A 17645-nucleotide genomic window follows, 5' to 3' on the forward strand; every position below is an offset into this window, starting at 1 on the left:
CCGGCGGGGGGATCAGCCGTCGGCGCCGTTGGCACCCTGAGCGCCGGCGCTGCCAAACGCACCGTTGCCGCCGCTTCCGAATGCGCCGATGCCACCCTTACCCGCGAGGCCACCGAGACCGCCGAGGCCGCCTTTACCCCCCAGAGGGGCGGTACCTGTGCCTGCTTGGCCTCCGTTGCCTCCGCCGCCTCCATCGCCTCCATCGCCTCCGGTACCGCCCATACCGCCGGCTCCGGTGCTACCGGCCTTACCAAACAGCCCGCCCGCACCACCGGCGCCACCGGCGGCCCCGGCTCCGCCCTGGCCGCCGTCGCCGCCGTTGCCGCCCCAGCCGCCGTCGCCGCCTTTGCCCGCAACCAGAGGATTCCCATTGATGCTCCCCGCATCGCCGCCACTACCGCCGTAGCCGCCGTGACCGCCGATGACGCCGTTTCCGCCGCTGCCGCCGGCGCCGCCGAGTCCGCCGGCGCCGCCGTCACCCCACAGGGTGCCGCCGCGCCCGCCGGCCCCACCGACCCCGCCAGTGCCTCCGATGCCAGCATTGTTGGCGGCATTGCCGCCCTTACCGCCGGTCCCGCCGTCGCCGCCGTTGGCGCTGAAAGTCGGATGTTCGGCAAACGTACCGGTGCCGCCGTTTCCGCCGGCGCCGCCATTCGCGCCGGTGCCCCCGTTGCCGCCGGTCCCGCCGGTACCGCCCTTGGAAGTCAAACCGGCAGTCTGACTCCGGGACCCACCGCCGTCGCCCCCGGCGCCGCCCTGCCCACCGGCTCCGCCGTTGCCGCCATTGCCGCCATTGCCGCCCGTGGTAGGTGAGGAAGGAGTCCCTCCGCTGACCGCCAGGCTTCCCGTGCCGCCGTTGCCACCTGCCGCACCGGCGCCACCGTTGCCGCCGTTCCCGCCGGCTAGGCCGCCGGCTGGCTCCGGGAAGGACGTGACGACATCGCCGGAGCCACCACCGTTGCCGCCCGCCTGGCCGGCGACGGTACCCGCTTTGCCGTTGCCGCCGGCCACGCCGTTGTTGCTGCTGTTGTCAGTGCCGTCGGCAGCAGGCGCGACCTGAGGCGCCAGACCAGGATTCTGCCCGTCGGCGCCGGCACCGCCGACGCCACCGGCACCACCGGCCCCGCCGTGGCCCAACAATCCGGCGTCACCGCCACTACCCCCGGCGCCCCCGCTCCCACCACCGGCGGTACCGACGCCACCGGCGCCGCCATTGCCACCCGTGCCGTACACCCGGCCGCCGTCGCCACCATTGCCGCCGGCGGCTCCGATGCCACCAGTGCCGCCCGACCCGCCGTGGCCCCACAATCCGGCGTCACCGCCGACACCACCGACGCCGCCGATGCCGGACGTTCCCGCGATACCGCCGGCACCGCCAGCCCCGCCGGAGCCGTACAGATATCCACCCGCGCCGCCTTGCCCGCCGGCCGCGCCCGTGCCACCGACGCCGCCGGACCCGCCGTTACCGATCAGCCCGGCCGAGCCACCGGCCCCGCCGGCCTGCCCCAGCGCGCCGCCCGATCCGCCGTTGCCGCCATTGCCGTACAGCAACCCACCTGGCCCACCAGGCATCCCAGTACCCGGCAAGCCGTTGGGACCGTCGCCGATCAGTGGACGCCCGACCAGCATCTGAGTTGGTGCATTCACCATGTCCAGGGCTTGCTGCTGAAGCTGCCCCAGCGGCGACACGTTAGCGGCCTCGGCACCGGCGTAGGAGCTTGCGCCGGCCGACATGATTTGAACGAACTGCTGGTGAAAGCCTTGTGCCTGGGCGCTGAGCATCTGGTAGGCCTGCCCGTGGAAGCTGAAGAGAGCGCTGATGGCCGTGGAGACCTCGTCGGCTCCTGCGGCAAGCAACTCCGTTGTCGAGGCCGCCGCGGCAGAATTCGCGGCGTTGATGGCCGCCCCGATGTTCGCCGCATCCGCGGCCGCGGAGCTGACCAGCTCCGGCGTGACGAGCAGATAAGACATCTTCTAGTTCCTTCCGTTGCGGCTCGCGAACTCTTGTGGTGGTGTATCCCCTGCAATGCCTGGACCCTCGACGCTGTCAACAACCAGAGCGTCTGCTCCCGGACCCGCAGTGCGCACCGGGAGACTTCACTCGAGCCGCTTCCCATCAACTTCCCAGGTAATACTGAGGGAATTGTCATCCACGAATCTATCTTCAGTCAAGCTTTTTGAAGAATTCCTCATAAATGCCGTGGTAGCCGGGGCCGACGCGATCGCGAGGCCTGAGCATGCCCTCACACGCGGCCCCGTCACCGGTCCCAACAGTGAGCGCCTCAGCATCGCTTCCACCTCACACTCCGCACCGCTACGCAGGAATCCTCGTACATGAAGTTTTGTTCAAAAAACACTTGACGAATGGCATGGGCATATTTGAAGATATCTTCAGCTTCGATGACGAAGGAGGACTTGTGGCTTACATCGTTTGCGGCTCGTACCGACTTCCGCGATCAAGCCGTCGGACACAACTCCGACCGTCTCCGCCTTCACACCTGCGGCGCAGCGGGCTCGGCTCGCCAGCGGCGCAGCCGAAGTCGGTGCGGACCCCAGCGAGCCCGGTACCTCCGGCGATAGAGCCATTTCTGTTGTCCTGCAACGGCTTAGCGCCATGATTGAAAGGAATTGACCATGCGTAGCGATCCCCGAAGTGTCGTCCTAGCGTGTTGCGGCGCACTAGTTGTCGTTATGTCGGCGGTGGCGGGCGTCAATGTTGCGCTGCCTGATATCGCACTGCACCAGGGCGCTAGCGCGACCGACCTGACGTGGATTGCAGACGCTTACACGGTCGCGCTTGCGGCACTGGTCCTGCCGGCTGGAGCGATTGGCGACGACTTCGGCCGCCGGCGCACCCTACTGGTGGGCACTCTGATCTTCGGCCTGGCCAACACGTTGGCCGCGGCCGCCAGCTCGCCGCACACGATCATCATCGCCCGCGTGGTCATGGGCGTAGGTGCGGCATTCATCATGCCCAGCACGTTGTCGACCATCACCGCCGTCGTACATCCCGACCACAAAGGCCGCGCTGTCGGCATCTGGGCCGGGTTCGCCAGCGCGGGATCGATCATGGGCCTGCTCCTCAGCGGCCTACTTCTCGAGCACTACTCCTGGCGCTCCACCTTCATCGGCACCGCCGCCCTGGCCGGGGTGTCCCTGATTGTCACGCTGGTCTTCGTGCCCAACACCAAGAGCGCTGAAGAACCCGCTCCCGACTTTCCCGGCGCTGGGCTGAGTGCCATCGGTATCGGTGCACTGGTGTACGGCATCATTGAAGGCGCCGATCGGGGCTGGACTCACTCCTCGGTGGTTGCCGCTTTGATCGCGGCGGTCGCGGCGATCGCCTTGTTCGTGTTCCACGAACTACGCACTGCCAGGCCGATGCTTGACCCGCGCCTGTTCACCGACGGCGGGTTCAGTTCTGGGACAGCGGCGCTGGTGATCCAGTTCTTGGGCACTTTCGGCTTCTTCTTCGTAGGGCTGCAATACATCCAGCTGATGCTCGGGTATGCACCGCTGAAGTCATCGCTGGCGATGCTGCCGATGGCCGCGGTGGTCCTTCCCGTGTCGGCGATCGCCCCGAAACTTGCTGGGCGGCTTGGCAATCGCACAGTGATCTCGGCCGGCCTGGCGTGCATGGTAGCGGGGTTCCTATTGCTCGCGCGCCTGGACACCGCGTCGACCTATGTTGACCTGCTGATCGGCATGCTCGTATTCAGCGGCGGCCTCGCCCTTTCCGCGACTCCGGCGACCAACATCATCGTCGACTCGCTACCACCCGACAAACAAGGCGTGGCCTCGGCGATGAACGACGTCACCCGCGAACTGGGCGCCGCCCTAGGCATCGCCATTCTCGGCTCCCTGTTCAGCGCCGGCTACCGCAACCATCTCAAGCTGCCCGCCGCGGTCCCGCAGCAAGCGGCCAGCGCGATTCACGAATCACCGGCCGCAGGGATGCACGTCGCGGCTGACCCGCAACTCGGCGCACTCGGTCCCAGCGTGACCGATGCCGTCCGCGAGGCGTTCATCACCGGCCTGGCACACGCTTTCACCGCGGGAGCCACCATCACCGGCCTGACCCTCATCGTGATGATGCTCCATGCGTTCCTCCGGCGCTCACGCCCCCGGCACCGCCAAGCGCGCCGTTTGGCCCCACCCCCTGCGCCGTCGTGGTGGTTGCCCCTACTGCGCGGGCGACTGCGGCCAGTGTCCCAGCCGACCAAGCAAGCCACACCATAGCGGCCGCCGCTATTGCAGCGGCATACCGCAACCCACTCCAACGCAACCTGATCTCCAAACAACGAAGGGAACGAAAGAATGACGACGATGTCTGACCTCAGCTATACCGAACCGCCGCAACGGATTACCGACGCCCTACAAGACGGCTTGGGTGCCGCGATACTAGCCGCCGAGCAAACCGTGACGGCACTGGGCGACGTGGCACCGACCCAACCCAATCATGACGGTGAGACCGAAAAGCTCGGCGACGTCACCGTCGTGCACAGATTCGTCGATGCGCCCGGTGACAGCGAAACGGTCCGCTGGCACCTCGTGGAGGCTGGGTCCCCCGAAAACCCCACAGTGGTGTTTCTGCACGGGCTGCCCGACTCATGGTGGCAATGGCACTACGTCTTGGAGGCCCTCAGTGCGCGCTACCACTGCGTGGCCATCGACCTCAAAGGCTATGGCCAGTCCGAAAAAAAGAGCGGCGACTACCGACAAGCCGGCGTTGCTCAACAGCTCGGCGCCCTGCTCGACACGCTGCAAATCGACGAATTCGCCCTGATCACTCACGATCGTGGCACCCCCGTCGCTGACCACCTCGTGGCAGCGATGGGTGACCGTGTCCGCGGCTACGGCCGTGGCCAGCAACACTTCTGGCATCTACACCCAAGTCTGCACCCCCAGCAACAACTGATGCAGTCGCCAGATGCGCCGGCCATGCTCACTGAGGCCCGCCGCTTCGCCCTGACAGTTTATTCATGGCTCACCGAACGGCCAGTCGCCCAAGAGGACCTGTTGCGCACCGCCGCGGAGTTCAGTTACCCGGGAATCGCGACCGCGGTACCCCGGTACTTCCACTCATCATCGTTTCGCCAGGAATGGGTGGACCGGCGCACGCGGCTGATCCGGTCATGGACGGCTCCGGTGCTGTTGCTCCAGGGCGCCCACGATCCCCTGCAGCCACGAGAGTTCTACGAAGACCCAGCGCTACTGGGCATGCTGCCACCCGGTAGCGACCTGCATCTGTTCGACACCGGGCACTTCTGGCCGTTCGAGGCGCCACAGGAAACGGCCCACGTTGTGGCTGAATTCTGCGACAAAGTGTTTTCGACACCGGCCCACACATCGAGCCTCTAGCGTCGACCCACGTTCTGGCCGAAGTGCCACCGCTACCGCCGTGTCCCGGTCCCACTTCGCCGACATTGAACACTACATATTAAGGGTGGCTGATGCTCAGCAAGAGAATTGTCGGTGCCTGGCAACTGGTCTCATACACGGTTCAGAGCACCCACGACGACGCAACGTTTTATCCACTGGGCGCTGACGCCGTCGGGCTGATCGTGTACACGCACGACCAATACATGTCGGCGCAAATCATGCGGCGTGAGCGAAACCACGCCAGCCCCCCATCAGCCGACACGCGAGACTACCTCGCTTACGGAGGCCCCTACCGGGTCGACGAGCAGAGCGGTGTGATCCATCACGACGTGGCGGTCTCATTGATACCGGACTGGCTCAATACGACGCAGCTGCGCCGCGGAACCCTCGACGACGATCGGCTCACTCTGCTGGCCGACGTACCTGCCGGCGAGGTAACCATACGAGCGACTCTGGTGTGGGCGCGCGCCCAATCATGCGCTGTGCATTGACCACGGCGCGGGATGAGCACCCACCAGTGCCAGCCCCATCTTGACCGCAGCCCCGTGTCGGTGTCTTCAACCGCATGTCGATATTCGCAATGGTCGCTGCCCCGGATGTGGACCCGCTTCGGCTCGTCCACATCCGGCGGCCGGGCCGTGACCCCGACCAGCGAGCGGATAAAAGCATTTCCGCGGCCTGACTACCGCGATCGAGATCGATCGGTCAGATCACAAACCGCGTCGGGTGGGGAAGACCGGCAGCGCCGAGCGATGTATTTCATGGGCACCGCGGTTCGGCCTCGGGTTGCAGCGCGCCGGGAGTTGCAGTGAACGGCTCTTTCCGATACCGCCGTCAATTCCGGTGCTGCCCGGCTGCCTAGCGTCGCGGCGCCGCTTGCGTTTGCCCGCCCCGCCGGCGCCGCCGTTCACGTGACTGCCACCCCGTCAGCAGTGGGCGCCAAGGCCGCCGCACCCGCGGCTACGGCCAACCGGAATGCCGGCGGCTACGGACGCCTAGGGTTGCCCGTCGATGCCCTGCTCGCCGGCCAGGCTTCCCGCCTTTCCGCCGGTTCCCGGGTCTCCTGGGGTCGGGCCGATTCCGCCGTTGCCGCCATTGCCGCCGTTGCCGACCAGCACCGCATTGCCGCCGCTACCTCCGATACCACCCTTCAACCCGGAAAACTGGCGGGCTTCGCCGCCGGCTCCGCCTGAGCCGCCGTTGCCCAACAGGAAGCCGGCCGTGCCGCCGTCCCCACCATCCCCGCCGGGTGCTGCGGCCCCGACACTTGATTGACCGGCGCCGCCACCACCGCCGCAGCCGAACATGCCGGCGGCGCCTCCGGACCCGCCGCTGCCACCTTGCCCGAAGCCTACGAACGTTACGACACCGGCGCCACCGCCGCCGCCGGTGCCGCCGTCGCCGAACAGAGCGCCTCCATCACCGCCCACGCCGCCGACTCCGCCGCCGACGGGGCCGCTGCCGCCGGTGCCGCCGGCGCCGCCGGTGCCCAACCACGCGCCAGCATGGCCGCCGGCACCGCCGGCCCCGCCCGTCCCAGAGCGGACATGTCCGCCAGTGCCGCCGGTACCCCCGGCGCCGGCGAACATACCGCCAGTTCCGCCGGCGCCACCGTCTCCGCCGGCGCCGCCTGAAGCCCCAGTTCCGCCGGCACCCCCGTTGCCGCCACCGGCACCAACGAGCCCGCCGAGCAGACCGCCGGAACCGCCGGACCCGCCGGTGCCGCCCGCGAAGCCTCGGCCGCCGACGCCGCCGTCACCACCCGCGCCCCACAACCCGCCTGCCCCACCGGCCCCACCGACCCCACCGGCCCCACCGACGCTCTGATTGAATCCTCCGGTGCCGCCGGCTCCTCCGTTGCCAGCCAGCCACCCGCCCGCACCCCCGCCGCCGCCGGCCGTTCCTCCGCTAGTCGCACTGCCGCCCGCGCCGCCGGTGCCCCCGGTGCCCCCGGTGCCCCACAAACCTGCAGCGCCACCGTGACCGCCATTCTGGTTCGCCGCGCCGCTTCCGCCAGACCCGCCGTCACCGAGGAGCCAGCCTCCGGGTGTGCCGTCAGCTCCGCTACCTGGCGCCGCGGGCGTACCGTTCCCGACCAAGGGCCGTCCGCTCAGGTCCTCAAAGGGCGCATTTATCGCAGCAAGCGCATTTTGTTGTAGGACATGCCAAGTGGAGTTGCTGGGTCCCGCGTTGAAACCGTCGCGACCAAGCACCGCGCCGGCGGCGCCGCCGACGCCCGTGCCGCCGATGGTGGTGCCCAGTCCGCCAGTACCGCCGTTGCCGCCGTTACCGATCAGCACGCCGGCGCCGCCATTACCTCCGGCGCCACCGGCCATTGTGCCGCTGACACCGCCTTGTCCGCCGGACCCGCCGTTGCCCAGGAGCAAGCCGGACTTGCCGCCGTCCCCGCCGCCCCCACCCACACCGCTGAAGGCGAATCCGCCGTCTCCGCCAATCCCGCCGTTACCCACTAACCCCGCATAGCCCCCCATGCCGCCAGCCCCACCATGAGCAACTCCGAACGCACCGACGCCGCCGGCGCCACCGTTGCCAACTAAGGCACCACCGTTGCCGCCAGCACCTCCCGCGCCGCCGGTCTGGCCGGTTTCCGCTCCTGCGCCGCCGGTGCCGCCAGTTCCTCCGTTGCCGAACAACCCACCGCCGTTGCCGCCCGCCCCGCCAACACCCCCCTGGCCACCGTTGCTGGCACCGCCCGTCCCGCCGGACCCGCCGGCACCGGCAAACAGACCGCCGTCACCACCGGCGCCCCCAACTCCACCACCGCCGACGGTCTGAGATTCGCCGCCGACACCGCCCGCTCCACCGCCGGCGCCGACCAGCCCGCTGAGCAGCCCGCCGGTCCCCCCCGCACCCCCAGTTCCTCCGTTCATTTGTCCGTATCCGCCAGACCCACCAACGCCGCCCGCGCCGAACAGTCCGCCGGCGCCGCCGGTTCCGCCCGTCCCACCGGTACTGAACATCGACGTGGCGCCGCCGCCGGCCCCACCCGCGCCACCCGTGCCCCACAACCAGCCTCCGGCGCCGCCGTGTCCGCCCGCCCCGCCCTCCAGCACCGACAGATTGCCCAAACCGCCCGCTCCGCCGGCCCCCCCGTTCCCAATGAACCCCGCGGCTCCGCCGTTTCCGCCGGCGACCCCAGCCGTCCCTGATCCGCCCGCTCCACCGTTGCCGATGAGCCAGCCCCCGGCCGCGCCATCGCGCCCGCTCCCTGGTGCGGCGTCGGCGCCATTGCCGATCAGCGGTCGACCGCTGATCGCCGTCGAAGCTGCGTTTACGCTGCTGAGAAATTGTTGCAGGGGAGAGGCGCTGGCGGTCTCGGCGCTGGAATAGGCGCTGGCGCCGGCACTGAGCGCCGAGACGAACTCCTGATGGAAGGCCTCAGCTTGCGCACTCAACGCTTGATAATGCTGCGCCTGGGTGGAGAACAGGGCTGCGATGGCAGCCGAAACCTCGTCCTGGGCGGCAGCCGCGATAGCTGTCGTCGGACCTGCCACAGCGGCGTTGGCAGCACCAATCACCGATCCAACGTTGCCCAGTTCGGTTACCGCGGTGCTCATCATCTCCGGCGTCACCATCACGTATGACATCGTCAGTTCCTCTCATAGACCGTCTCAGGCCGTGCGGCGTCGCGCCGGCAGATTTATGATGAAATCATCACATACGATGAAATATTCTGTGCACTTTTCTGAAGAGTTCTTCAGCAAAGCGCCTCGCTATCGCCCTTGAGGGTCCTTCCTATAGGGGCTTCGATCAGGTACGACAGCCCGCACTCTCGAGCGAACGATCAGTTCATCCCCAAGTTGAGCGAAGGAGTACTGCCGAGTGCACGGAGGCCACAAACCACCAACCCAGCGCGCGGTGCCGATATGGCGAGTGACTAGCACCAGCTTCACCTGATCTGCCATGCTGTCTCCATGATCAAAATGAAGATTTATTCAGTTATGTTTTGGGTGGGCGAAGCCGCTCGGCACCACCTCGCTCTCCTCCGCCAGCGAATGATTCCGCCTCCGGCAGCGTTGCTGGAGATGATTCTGGCGGCATGGTCAGCGCAGGCAATCGCCACCGCCGCCGACCTCGGTATCGCCGATGCGCTAGCGAAGGGTCCCCTATCGGTCGAGGAGCTGGCTGCCGCGGTAGGCGCCGACGCCGACGCCGTCGGCCGACTCCTCAGGGCGCTGATCGGACGCGGCATATTTCGGCAGCATCGCGACGGCCGTTATGCCTTGAACCCGCTCGCAGATGCGCTTCGTAGTGACGCAAGGCAGTCGGTGGCCGCAATGGCCAGATGGGTCGGCAATTCACAGGAACGCGAGCACTGGAACTTGCTCACCCAAGCGATCCGTAGCGGCCATGGCGTGGTTGAGGAACTACGCGGAAAGGCGTTCTTCGACTATCTGTCTGATGAACCAGAATTGGCGGCAATTTTCAACCGTGCCATGACGTGCACCTCCGAACTCACCGTCGCACCTGTCGTCGATGCCTATGACTTCAGCGAGTTTGGGACCGTGGTCGACGTCGGCGGCGGACACGGTCGACTGCTGGCCGCAATCTTGGCCGCGACGCCGAAGGCGCACGGCATCCTGTTTGACCAGCCGCAAGTCGTCGCCGGTGCGCCGGCTGTCCTCTCGCAACACTCCGTACTTGACCGAATACAAATCGCAGAGGGATCATTCTTCAACGAAGACTTGCCAAGCGGTGGCGACGCTTACGTGTTGAAGCTCATCATTCACGACTGGCCCGATGACGAAGCGTTGCGGATCCTTCGCAACGTGCGCCTGGCGGCCGGCGTCGGCAAAAAGGTTTTAATCGTCGAGCAGGTAATCCCCGCGCACAGTCGCGACTCCCTGGGCAAATGGTTGGACCTGGAAATGTTGGTCCTTGGTTCGGCCCGCGAGCGCACCGCCGCCGAGTACGAGCGACTGTTGGCGGGTTCGGGCTTTCGTTTGACGCGGGTGGTTAACACAGCATCACCTTTTGTCGTCATCGAGGGGATGGCGATCTAGACATCACATCTCCCAGCGGCAAGCGGCGCGACCCCTTGCAGGTCTCGGACGGCAGTTCGACGCCTAACACACCCTGCGATTGACCTGAACGAACGTACCCAAAACGACGTTTGAACTTCATATCTAGTACGAAGAAATCATCAATTACCGAGCAACTACCGGCCGCCTGCGGCACCGGCTTTTGCCGTCGTCGACTTGTGGGTCGGGCGGGGATGCCGCGGGCGGATGCATCGCGCCACCGCATTTCGGGCGACCGACAGGTCTAGCACCGGCGCCGCAGACAAAGCTCCTACCGCCAACGTTGACTGGCGGCGTCAGTTGGCCTGATCGAACTCCCCTGGTGACAGGAAAAGCACTTTGTCGTCGATACCGACTCGGTGTTCGGAGTTCGCAGAGGAGTACTCGGCTGCCGGGTGCGACGACGGGGGCTGAACTGCCGCCTGCAACTGACTGAGGCCATCACCAAGCGGCAAGCTGCATAAACGGTGAGCTTCGGCCGCAGACATCCCCCACATCCTCAACAAGTCTTCTGCAACTTGGTCGGTAGTCTGCGCAGCGTCGCGGTCCGGTTCGGCCTGCAGCAATTCGCCCAAGCCCAGGATCACTCCCGAGGCAACAGCCATCGCCAGTTTCGGATCTGCCACCAGAAGTCTGCCGGCAGCCGCCGCGGTCGCGATGTCACGCTGGGCGCGCGGCGCGAGCCCTCGGTCTGCGTTGATCAGAGCCAATCCGTGATTGAGGACGATGCGGCTTTCGGGCTGACGAAACATCCGTCCAGTCACCCGGAAACTGAAAGCGAACCTTTCTGCCGGATCGGCAATTGATGCGGTGAGCGCGTCGAGCAATGCCCCGTGGGCGTCGAGCACCTCGTTCATGGCCGTCTCGAACAGCTCTTCTTTGGTTTCGAAGTGGTTGTAGAACGAGCCCACTCCGACGTCCGCGTCTTGGCTGATGTCCTGAATAGGCACGTTGAGTTTGCCAGCGGCCATGAACCTTTGCGCGGCCGCGATGAGGGCAGCGCGGGTGCGCTGCTTCCGCCTTTGCAGGCGGTTGGATGGATTGTCGACTTCTGCCACTGTTAGCTCCCCCCGTCTAGGGCGACGAACACCACAGCACAGTGTACCTCGGTTCTGAATAATCCCTCATAAGCCTGGAGGAAACGGGCCGCTTAACCCCCGTTCGCCCCCACGTTGGGGACCGCCCTCAGACTGTGGATCGTGGCGCCTCAGCGCTGGCCACGCCGAGGGGGCTCATTGAGCATCTAGCCGGGCGCAGCGCCCGCTGGCCAGCGATTAGCTTCCGGTACCCATCTTCGGCCGATCGCAGCGCAGGCAGCAAACACCGCCCGCCGAGGGCGCGCAACCGGCGTCCTGTCTGTGGCCGGAGAGCTATCCGACGCCGGTGCGGGGGATCACGCTTGGGCGGTTTTGCACGACATGCGGGCTTGCGCCGCCGCGGCCCATCATCGCGCTGGGCATTCCCGCCCCGCCACCGCCTGCTCCCATCGGCATGGGCATCATTGGCATGCCACCACCCATACCGCCAGCAGCAGCTGCCGCTTGTGCGAGTTCGGGCGCGTTGGCTCCCAGCCCCGACATGGCCGTGCTGGCCATCGCCTTGGGCATCGATCCTTGCCAGGTCGGAGGCACCGACATCGCCCCTACCATTCGGGCGCTACCCAGGTTTGCCGACATGGCCCCTAGGCCGGCGCCGGCGCCAAGCCCCTTGCCCCCCGCAGTGAGGTCCCCGACAAGTTTCGGCACGTCAGCGATTCCTTGGGTGGCGCCCGCCAGTCCGGCTGTGCCCATACCCGCGCCCTGGCTGACCTGCATGAGCGGGCCAATCAGCATGCTGGCAGGCATCGCGGCAAACTGGACTAACGATGACAGCGAAGAAAGCGGCAGCGCCGCAGCCGCGGACTGCACACCGGCAAGCACTTCTGGCACCATCGCGGACGTTCCGGCTATCAATGGACTCGCCGCGGCAGATGCCGACGTCGCCAGGCCGCTCAACTGCGCACCAACGTTCGCGGCTAACCCGGCCAGGTCGGCCGGGGGTACGGCAAACGGCGTCAAGCTCGCAGCCACCGCGGTGGCGCCGCCATGATAACTGACCATCGCGGCCACATCCTGGGCCCACATCTCCACGTAGTCGAACTCGTTGGCAAAGATCGCCGGAGTGTTGAGCCCCAAAAAGTTCGTCGCAATCAGAGTCTCTAACGACACCCGATTAGCCGTCACCATCGCCGGATGCACCGTCGCCGCTAACGCCGCTTCAAACGCGGACGCCGCGGCGCGCGCCTGCCCAGCTGCGGACTGGGCCTGCGACGCCGCCAGGCTCAACCATTCCACATACGGTGTCGCTGCAGCCGCCATCAAAGCCGACGCCGGCCCGCCCCACGAACCTCCGACCAGACTGGTAACCGTCGAATCAAACGACGACGCCGACGCCGCCAAGTCTGCTGCCAGACCCTCCCATCCGGCCGCAGCCACATGCAAATAGCCAGACCCGGCCCCGGCGAAAATGCGCGCCGAGTTGATCTCTGGTGGCAACCACGCAAAATCCAAAATCATCGCATCTCCAACTCTGCCAGCCGATTCAACGGCACCTACACTGATTCATCGCGTTCTCTGCACGGCGATCCAGCCCACGGCCGGACCCCGCAGGACACCGCACAGTCAAGTCCTTCGACCAAGTGGGTCGTTCAACGGCGACGATGCGGCGGCTGCCCAGCGGGATCGGGACCCGCTTCGGGGTGGGCAGCACGCCACATCGTCTTGAATGTGGCGGCTGCCCAGCGGGATCGGGACCCGCTTCGGGGGGGTGGGGCAGCGCGCCACATGGTCTTCGGAAAATCGCGGTGGCGTTTGATCAGCATTGCAACGCAGCTTCGCGGTGGCTCCTCGCCGGATCTTTTGTCATTCCTAACACCGCTCACTTCTGTCCGAAAATCCCAGACTGGTTGTCGCCCTGGTTGAACGCGCCCGCATCCCTGGTGCCCGAGTTCCCAATGCCGGAGCTATTGGATCCTGACTGCCAGAAGCCAGAGCTGAATCCTGTGGACGCCGAGATACCGACACCGGAATTGCTGTGGCCCGAGTTGGCAATCCCGGTGTTGCCGTGGCCGGTGTTGAGAAATCCTGTTTGGCCATCACCGGAATTGCGGAAGCCCGAACTGTCGTCGCCTGTGTTCTGAAAGCCGGATGCCCCATGGCCGGCATTATTGAACCCCGAGCTGCCAGCGCCTGTGCCGAATCCTGACGAGTTAACACCGACAGGCGTCATGTTGCTACCCAGGCCCGTATTCAGGTTGCCCGAGTTGAACATGCCGGTGTTGGTATGACCCGCGTTCCCGAAGCCCGTGTTTACGTCGCCCGAATTGAAGAATCCCGTGTTTGTTCCGCTGGTGAATGTTGCGCCGCCCGAATTGAACCCGCCGGTATTGTCGAGGCCCGCATTGGCCAATCCTAGGTTGCCTGAACCCGAGTTTCCGAATCCCACGTTGTGGCTACCGGCATTGCCGGAACCTGTGTTCAGTTCACCTGAGTTACCGAAACCGGTGTTAATTGTGCCGGAGTTCCAGAAGCCGGTGTTGAGTTCACCGCCATTACCAAAGCCGAAATTTCCGCTGCCGGAGTTGAAAAAGCCGAAATTGCCGTCGCCAGAGTTGAAAAACCCTACGTTGTTGCTTCCCGAGTTGCCGAAACCCAGGTTATTGCTGCCGGAGTTGAGCGAGCCAATCCCGACCTGGTTGTCGCCGGTGAGCCCGAATCCAATATTGTTCGAGCCACGATTGCCGAATCCGAAGTTGTTGTCACCGATGTTTCCGAACCCGATGTTGGAGAAGCCGCGGTTAGCACTGCCGAAATTATAGGAGCCGAGGTTTCCGTCTCCGAAGTTGATGCTGCCGATGTTTCCGCCGCCAAAATTACTGTTGCCGTCTAGGTTTCCGAAACCGAGGTTCCCACTGCCGAGGTTGCCACTGCCGAAGTTGAGCCTGCCCCGATTTCCCCAACCGGGATTCATATTCCCAACATTTCCACTACCCAGATTGGCAAAACCGTAGTTGCCGCTGCCCAGGTTCAGATTCCCCATATTCCCGCTACCCGGGTTCAAAGTGCCGATGTTGCCGCTGCCGAGGTTGAACGAGCCGATGTTTCCACCGCCAAGATTCCAACTGCCCATGTTCCCAAGACCTGTGTTAACGGCGAAGGAAGGCTGGGCCTGCGCCGCAGTCGCACCACCTGACACGCTTTGCAGCGGACCGGCCGTGAGGGCACCTGCGACCACGCTCGTCACCTGGCCCAACCCAGGCAAACTCGACAAACCTTTTTGCGCTACCTCCCAGGCCGGTAACGCGGCGGCCGCTACCGACGCCGCACCGTGATACCCCACCATGGCGGTGACGTCAGCAGCCCACATCTCCTCATAGGTGGCTTCTACTGCCGCAATCGCCGGAGCATTTTGTCCAAATATGTTCGACAGCACTAACTGCGCAAAGCCAGTACGGTTGGCCGCCACCGCGAACGGATGTACTGAGGCCGCGCGCGCGGCCTCGAACGCGTCGGCCACCGCCTTGGCCTGGGCAGACGCGCCCGCAGCCCGCGCTGCCGCCAAACGCAACCATGCCGAGTAGGGCGCCGCCGCGTCCGTCATTGCCGTAGCCGCCGAGCCTTGCCAAGCCTGACCCGCCAAGCCCCAAGTCACCGACGTAAACGAATCCGCCGCCGAAGCCAAGTCTGCAGCCAATCCATCCCAACCAACTGCCGCTTGCCACATCGGCTCCGAACCGGCACCGGAAAAAAGACGCAGTGAGTTGATCTCCGGAGGTAAGACCGAATAGTTCATCGCTGCCTTTCACACTTGTCGCCGAAGCGATGCTCCCGCCCGGTGCACAACCACCGGCGCCGCCTGCCTTTGCGACCGTGGACCATCGCCTGGCAGGAAATGTAAACGAAGGTGACCACATATGTGAAGATTTCCTCATAACTGTGGCACTCCTCACATTTTCGATCGATCGAGGACCTCCACCGCGCGACGAGTACAGCTGACGCCAGCGGTCAGTGGAGGGCAACGAAGGCGGCCGAGGAGTCGCAGCGGCTGGTCGATCCCGGCCGTCAAGGTTGGAGTCAAGCCGGCATGCTCGAGGTGCTACTCGCCGGAGATGCACGAACGGAACGGCGCGGATGACGGCCGACACTGCCGAGCAGCACACACGTGACCAGCGTTGACATGCAGGGTCGACGGCATACGCGTCCTCCCCTAATCCTGATGAGTCGAGACACGTCGAGCACCTGGCCTTGCCCTAGACATCGGCCGAACAGATTTGAGTGTTTGTAACTGACGTTTGGCTCTCATATGACACTATCTTCAGTGAAGGTATGGGAAGGGTCCGGTTTCGGTGATTGCTGCCCGCGTGTGCTCGTAAGCTGCCTGCGCGACGCGGCATCCCGCGACCTGTCGCCTGCCCTGTCGCGTTTTGTGAACGAAAGGCAATGACATGGCGAATCTAGTGGTGGCACCGGACCTGGTCAGCGCGGCGGCCAGGGATCTGGCCAGTATTCGCTCGCTCGTGGACACCGCAAACGAGGGGGCAGCCGCCACCACAACGGACTTGCTGGCGGCGGGCGCCGATGAGGTGTCAGCGGCCACTGCAGCTTTGTTCGGGGCTTACGGTCGGGCGTACCAATCCTTGAGCGCCCAGGCTTCGGCATTTCACTCCCACTTCGTGGCGGCGTTGCATGCCGGTGCCGGTTCCTACGTGGCTGCCGAAGCCGCGGCTGCCTCACCGCTGCAAAGCATGCTGGACGCGATAAATGCGCCCGTTCAGGCGGCGACCGGGCGCCCGCTGATAGGCGACGGCGCCAACGGGGCCCCGGGCACCGGAGCGTCCGGCGGTTCCGGCGGTTGGTTAGTCGGCAACGGCGGAGCAGGCGGGTCAGGTGCACCAGGTGTCGGCGGGAAGGGCGGTGCCGGTGGGGCCGGCGGATTGATTGGTAACGGCGGGGCCGGCGGGGCCGGTGGGTACTCAGCAGTTGGCGCGGGCGGCAGCGGCGGAGCCGGCGGGAACGCGGGACTGATCGGAGCAGGAGGTGCCGGCGGTGCCGGTGGCTTATCCACGGTGGCCGGCGCCAACGGCGGGTCGGGTGGCGCAGGCGGCAACGCCGGAGCGTTCTTCGCCGGGAGCGGTGCCCTCTTTGGCGCGGCGGGAGTCGGCGGCACGGGCGGCGCCGGAGGGGTCGCAGGTTCTGGCGGCATCGGCGGCGCTGGCGGCGCCGGCGGGGCCGGTGCACTTTTTGGCGTCGGCGGTGCCGGCGGCGTAGGCGGATGGGGCAACGGCGGGGACGGCGGGGCCGGCGGCGCCGGCGGCGCCGGCGGCCTGTTCGGCCCGGGCGGGGCCGGCGGGGCCGGCGGATACGGACTGGGCGGCACCGGCGGTACCGGCGGTGCCGGCGGTGCCGGCGGGCTGTTCTCTGGGGGCGGGCTATTCGGCGCCGGTGGGGCCGGCGGCGCGGGCGGAACCGGCACCCTCGGCGGGGCCGGCGGGGTTGGCGGCGACGCCGGCCTGCTCTCCTTCGGCGCCGCAGGCGGCGCGGGCGGCGCCGGAGGTGAAAGCTTGCTCGGTAGTGCAGGCGCGATCGGCGGAGCCGGCGGAGCCGGCGGTGACGCCGGCCTACTCTTCGGTGCCGGTGGCACCGGCGGGGCCGGCGGGTTTGGAGTCTCCGGCGGGGGGACAGGGGGGGCAGGGGGCAAAGCAGGCCTGCTGTTCGGTTCCGGCGGGGCCGGCGGAGCCGGCGGTGCTGCCACCGACCTGATCCCGGGCGCAACCGGCGGAGCCGGAGGGACCGGCGGCGCAGCCGGCTTGATCGGCAACGGCGGGAACGGAGGTAACGGCGGCGCCAGCGCGGCGGCGAGTGGCACTGGCGGGGCCGGGGGCGCCGGTGGCAGCGGCCTCCTGATCGGCAACGGCGGTAATGGCGGCAATGGCGGTAACGGCGCGACCATCGGTACTGATGGCACCGGCGGCGTCAGCGGGCTACTGCTGGGCCTTGACGGATCCAACGCCCCTGCCAGCACGTCGCCGCTGCACACTCTGCAGCAACAGATACTCACCGCGGTCAACGAGCCCGTACAGATAGTGACCGGGCGGCCCCTGATCGGCAACGGCGCCAACGGCGCCAACGCGGCTGCTGGGACCGGATCCGACGGCGGAGCGGGAGGGTGGTTATTCGGTAACGG

At 66.5% G+C, this 17645-nt stretch carries 9 protein-coding genes and 1 pseudogene; 5 read left to right on the forward strand and 5 right to left on the reverse strand.

Translation table 11 applies throughout. The features are described from left to right. Positions 1-12 precede the first annotated feature (12 nt). Positions 13-1971: a PE family protein gene (locus AC5Y7D_RS28610; protein WP_499929399.1), complete on the reverse strand. Its 1959-nt coding sequence runs from the start codon at positions 1969-1971 to the stop codon at positions 13-15. A gap of 663 nt (positions 1972-2634) precedes the next feature. Between AC5Y7D_RS28610 and AC5Y7D_RS28615 the strand changes: the two genes are divergently transcribed. From AC5Y7D_RS28615 to AC5Y7D_RS28625, 3 genes are all read left to right on the forward strand, one after another. Further along, positions 2635-4239, forward strand: a complete 1605-nt coding sequence (locus AC5Y7D_RS28615) for an MFS transporter (protein WP_499929401.1) — start codon at positions 2635-2637, stop codon at positions 4237-4239. A gap of 78 nt (positions 4240-4317) precedes the next feature. Further along, entirely contained in the window at positions 4318-5361 is a 1044-nt protein-coding gene (locus AC5Y7D_RS28620) for an alpha/beta fold hydrolase (RefSeq protein WP_499929403.1), read from the forward strand. A 92-nt stretch (positions 5362-5453) separates the two neighbouring features. Beyond that, entirely contained in the window at positions 5454-5873 is a 420-nt protein-coding gene (locus tag AC5Y7D_RS28625; RefSeq protein ID WP_499929404.1) for a lipocalin-like domain-containing protein, read from the forward strand. Between the two features lie 504 nt (positions 5874-6377). Here AC5Y7D_RS28625 and AC5Y7D_RS28630 read toward each other — a convergent pair. Beyond that, positions 6378-8990, reverse strand: coding sequence for a PE family protein (locus AC5Y7D_RS28630; protein ID WP_499929406.1), 2613 nt, complete (start codon positions 8988-8990; stop codon positions 6378-6380). Between the two features lie 327 nt (positions 8991-9317). Between AC5Y7D_RS28630 and AC5Y7D_RS28635 the strand changes: the two genes are divergently transcribed. Continuing rightward, on the forward strand, positions 9318-10406 hold the full coding sequence (locus tag AC5Y7D_RS28635) for a methyltransferase (protein ID WP_499929408.1): 1089 nt from the start codon (positions 9318-9320) through the stop codon (positions 10404-10406). Between the two features lie 446 nt (positions 10407-10852). On the opposite strand, the pseudogene AC5Y7D_RS28640 reads toward AC5Y7D_RS28635, so the two are convergent. The 3 genes and pseudogenes from AC5Y7D_RS28640 to AC5Y7D_RS28650 all read right to left on the reverse strand — a co-directional run. Continuing rightward, a pseudogene (locus AC5Y7D_RS28640) lies at positions 10853-11482 on the reverse strand (TetR/AcrR family transcriptional regulator); the annotation flags it as partial. Between the two features lie 312 nt (positions 11483-11794). Beyond that, complete coding sequence (locus AC5Y7D_RS28645; RefSeq protein ID WP_499929410.1) at positions 11795-12979, reverse strand: PPE family protein; 1185 nt, start codon at positions 12977-12979, stop codon at positions 11795-11797. Between the two features lie 361 nt (positions 12980-13340). After that, positions 13341-15254: a PPE family protein gene (locus tag AC5Y7D_RS28650; protein ID WP_499929411.1), complete on the reverse strand. Its 1914-nt coding sequence runs from the start codon at positions 15252-15254 to the stop codon at positions 13341-13343. A 652-nt stretch (positions 15255-15906) separates the two neighbouring features. On the opposite strand from AC5Y7D_RS28650, the gene AC5Y7D_RS28655 reads away from it, so the two are divergent. Then, positions 15907-17645, forward strand: a 1739-nt coding sequence (locus AC5Y7D_RS28655) for a PE family protein (RefSeq protein WP_499929412.1), incomplete at its 3' end; no start/stop codon positions are given.

This window comes from Mycobacterium sp. NGS49 (assembly GCF_059812565.1).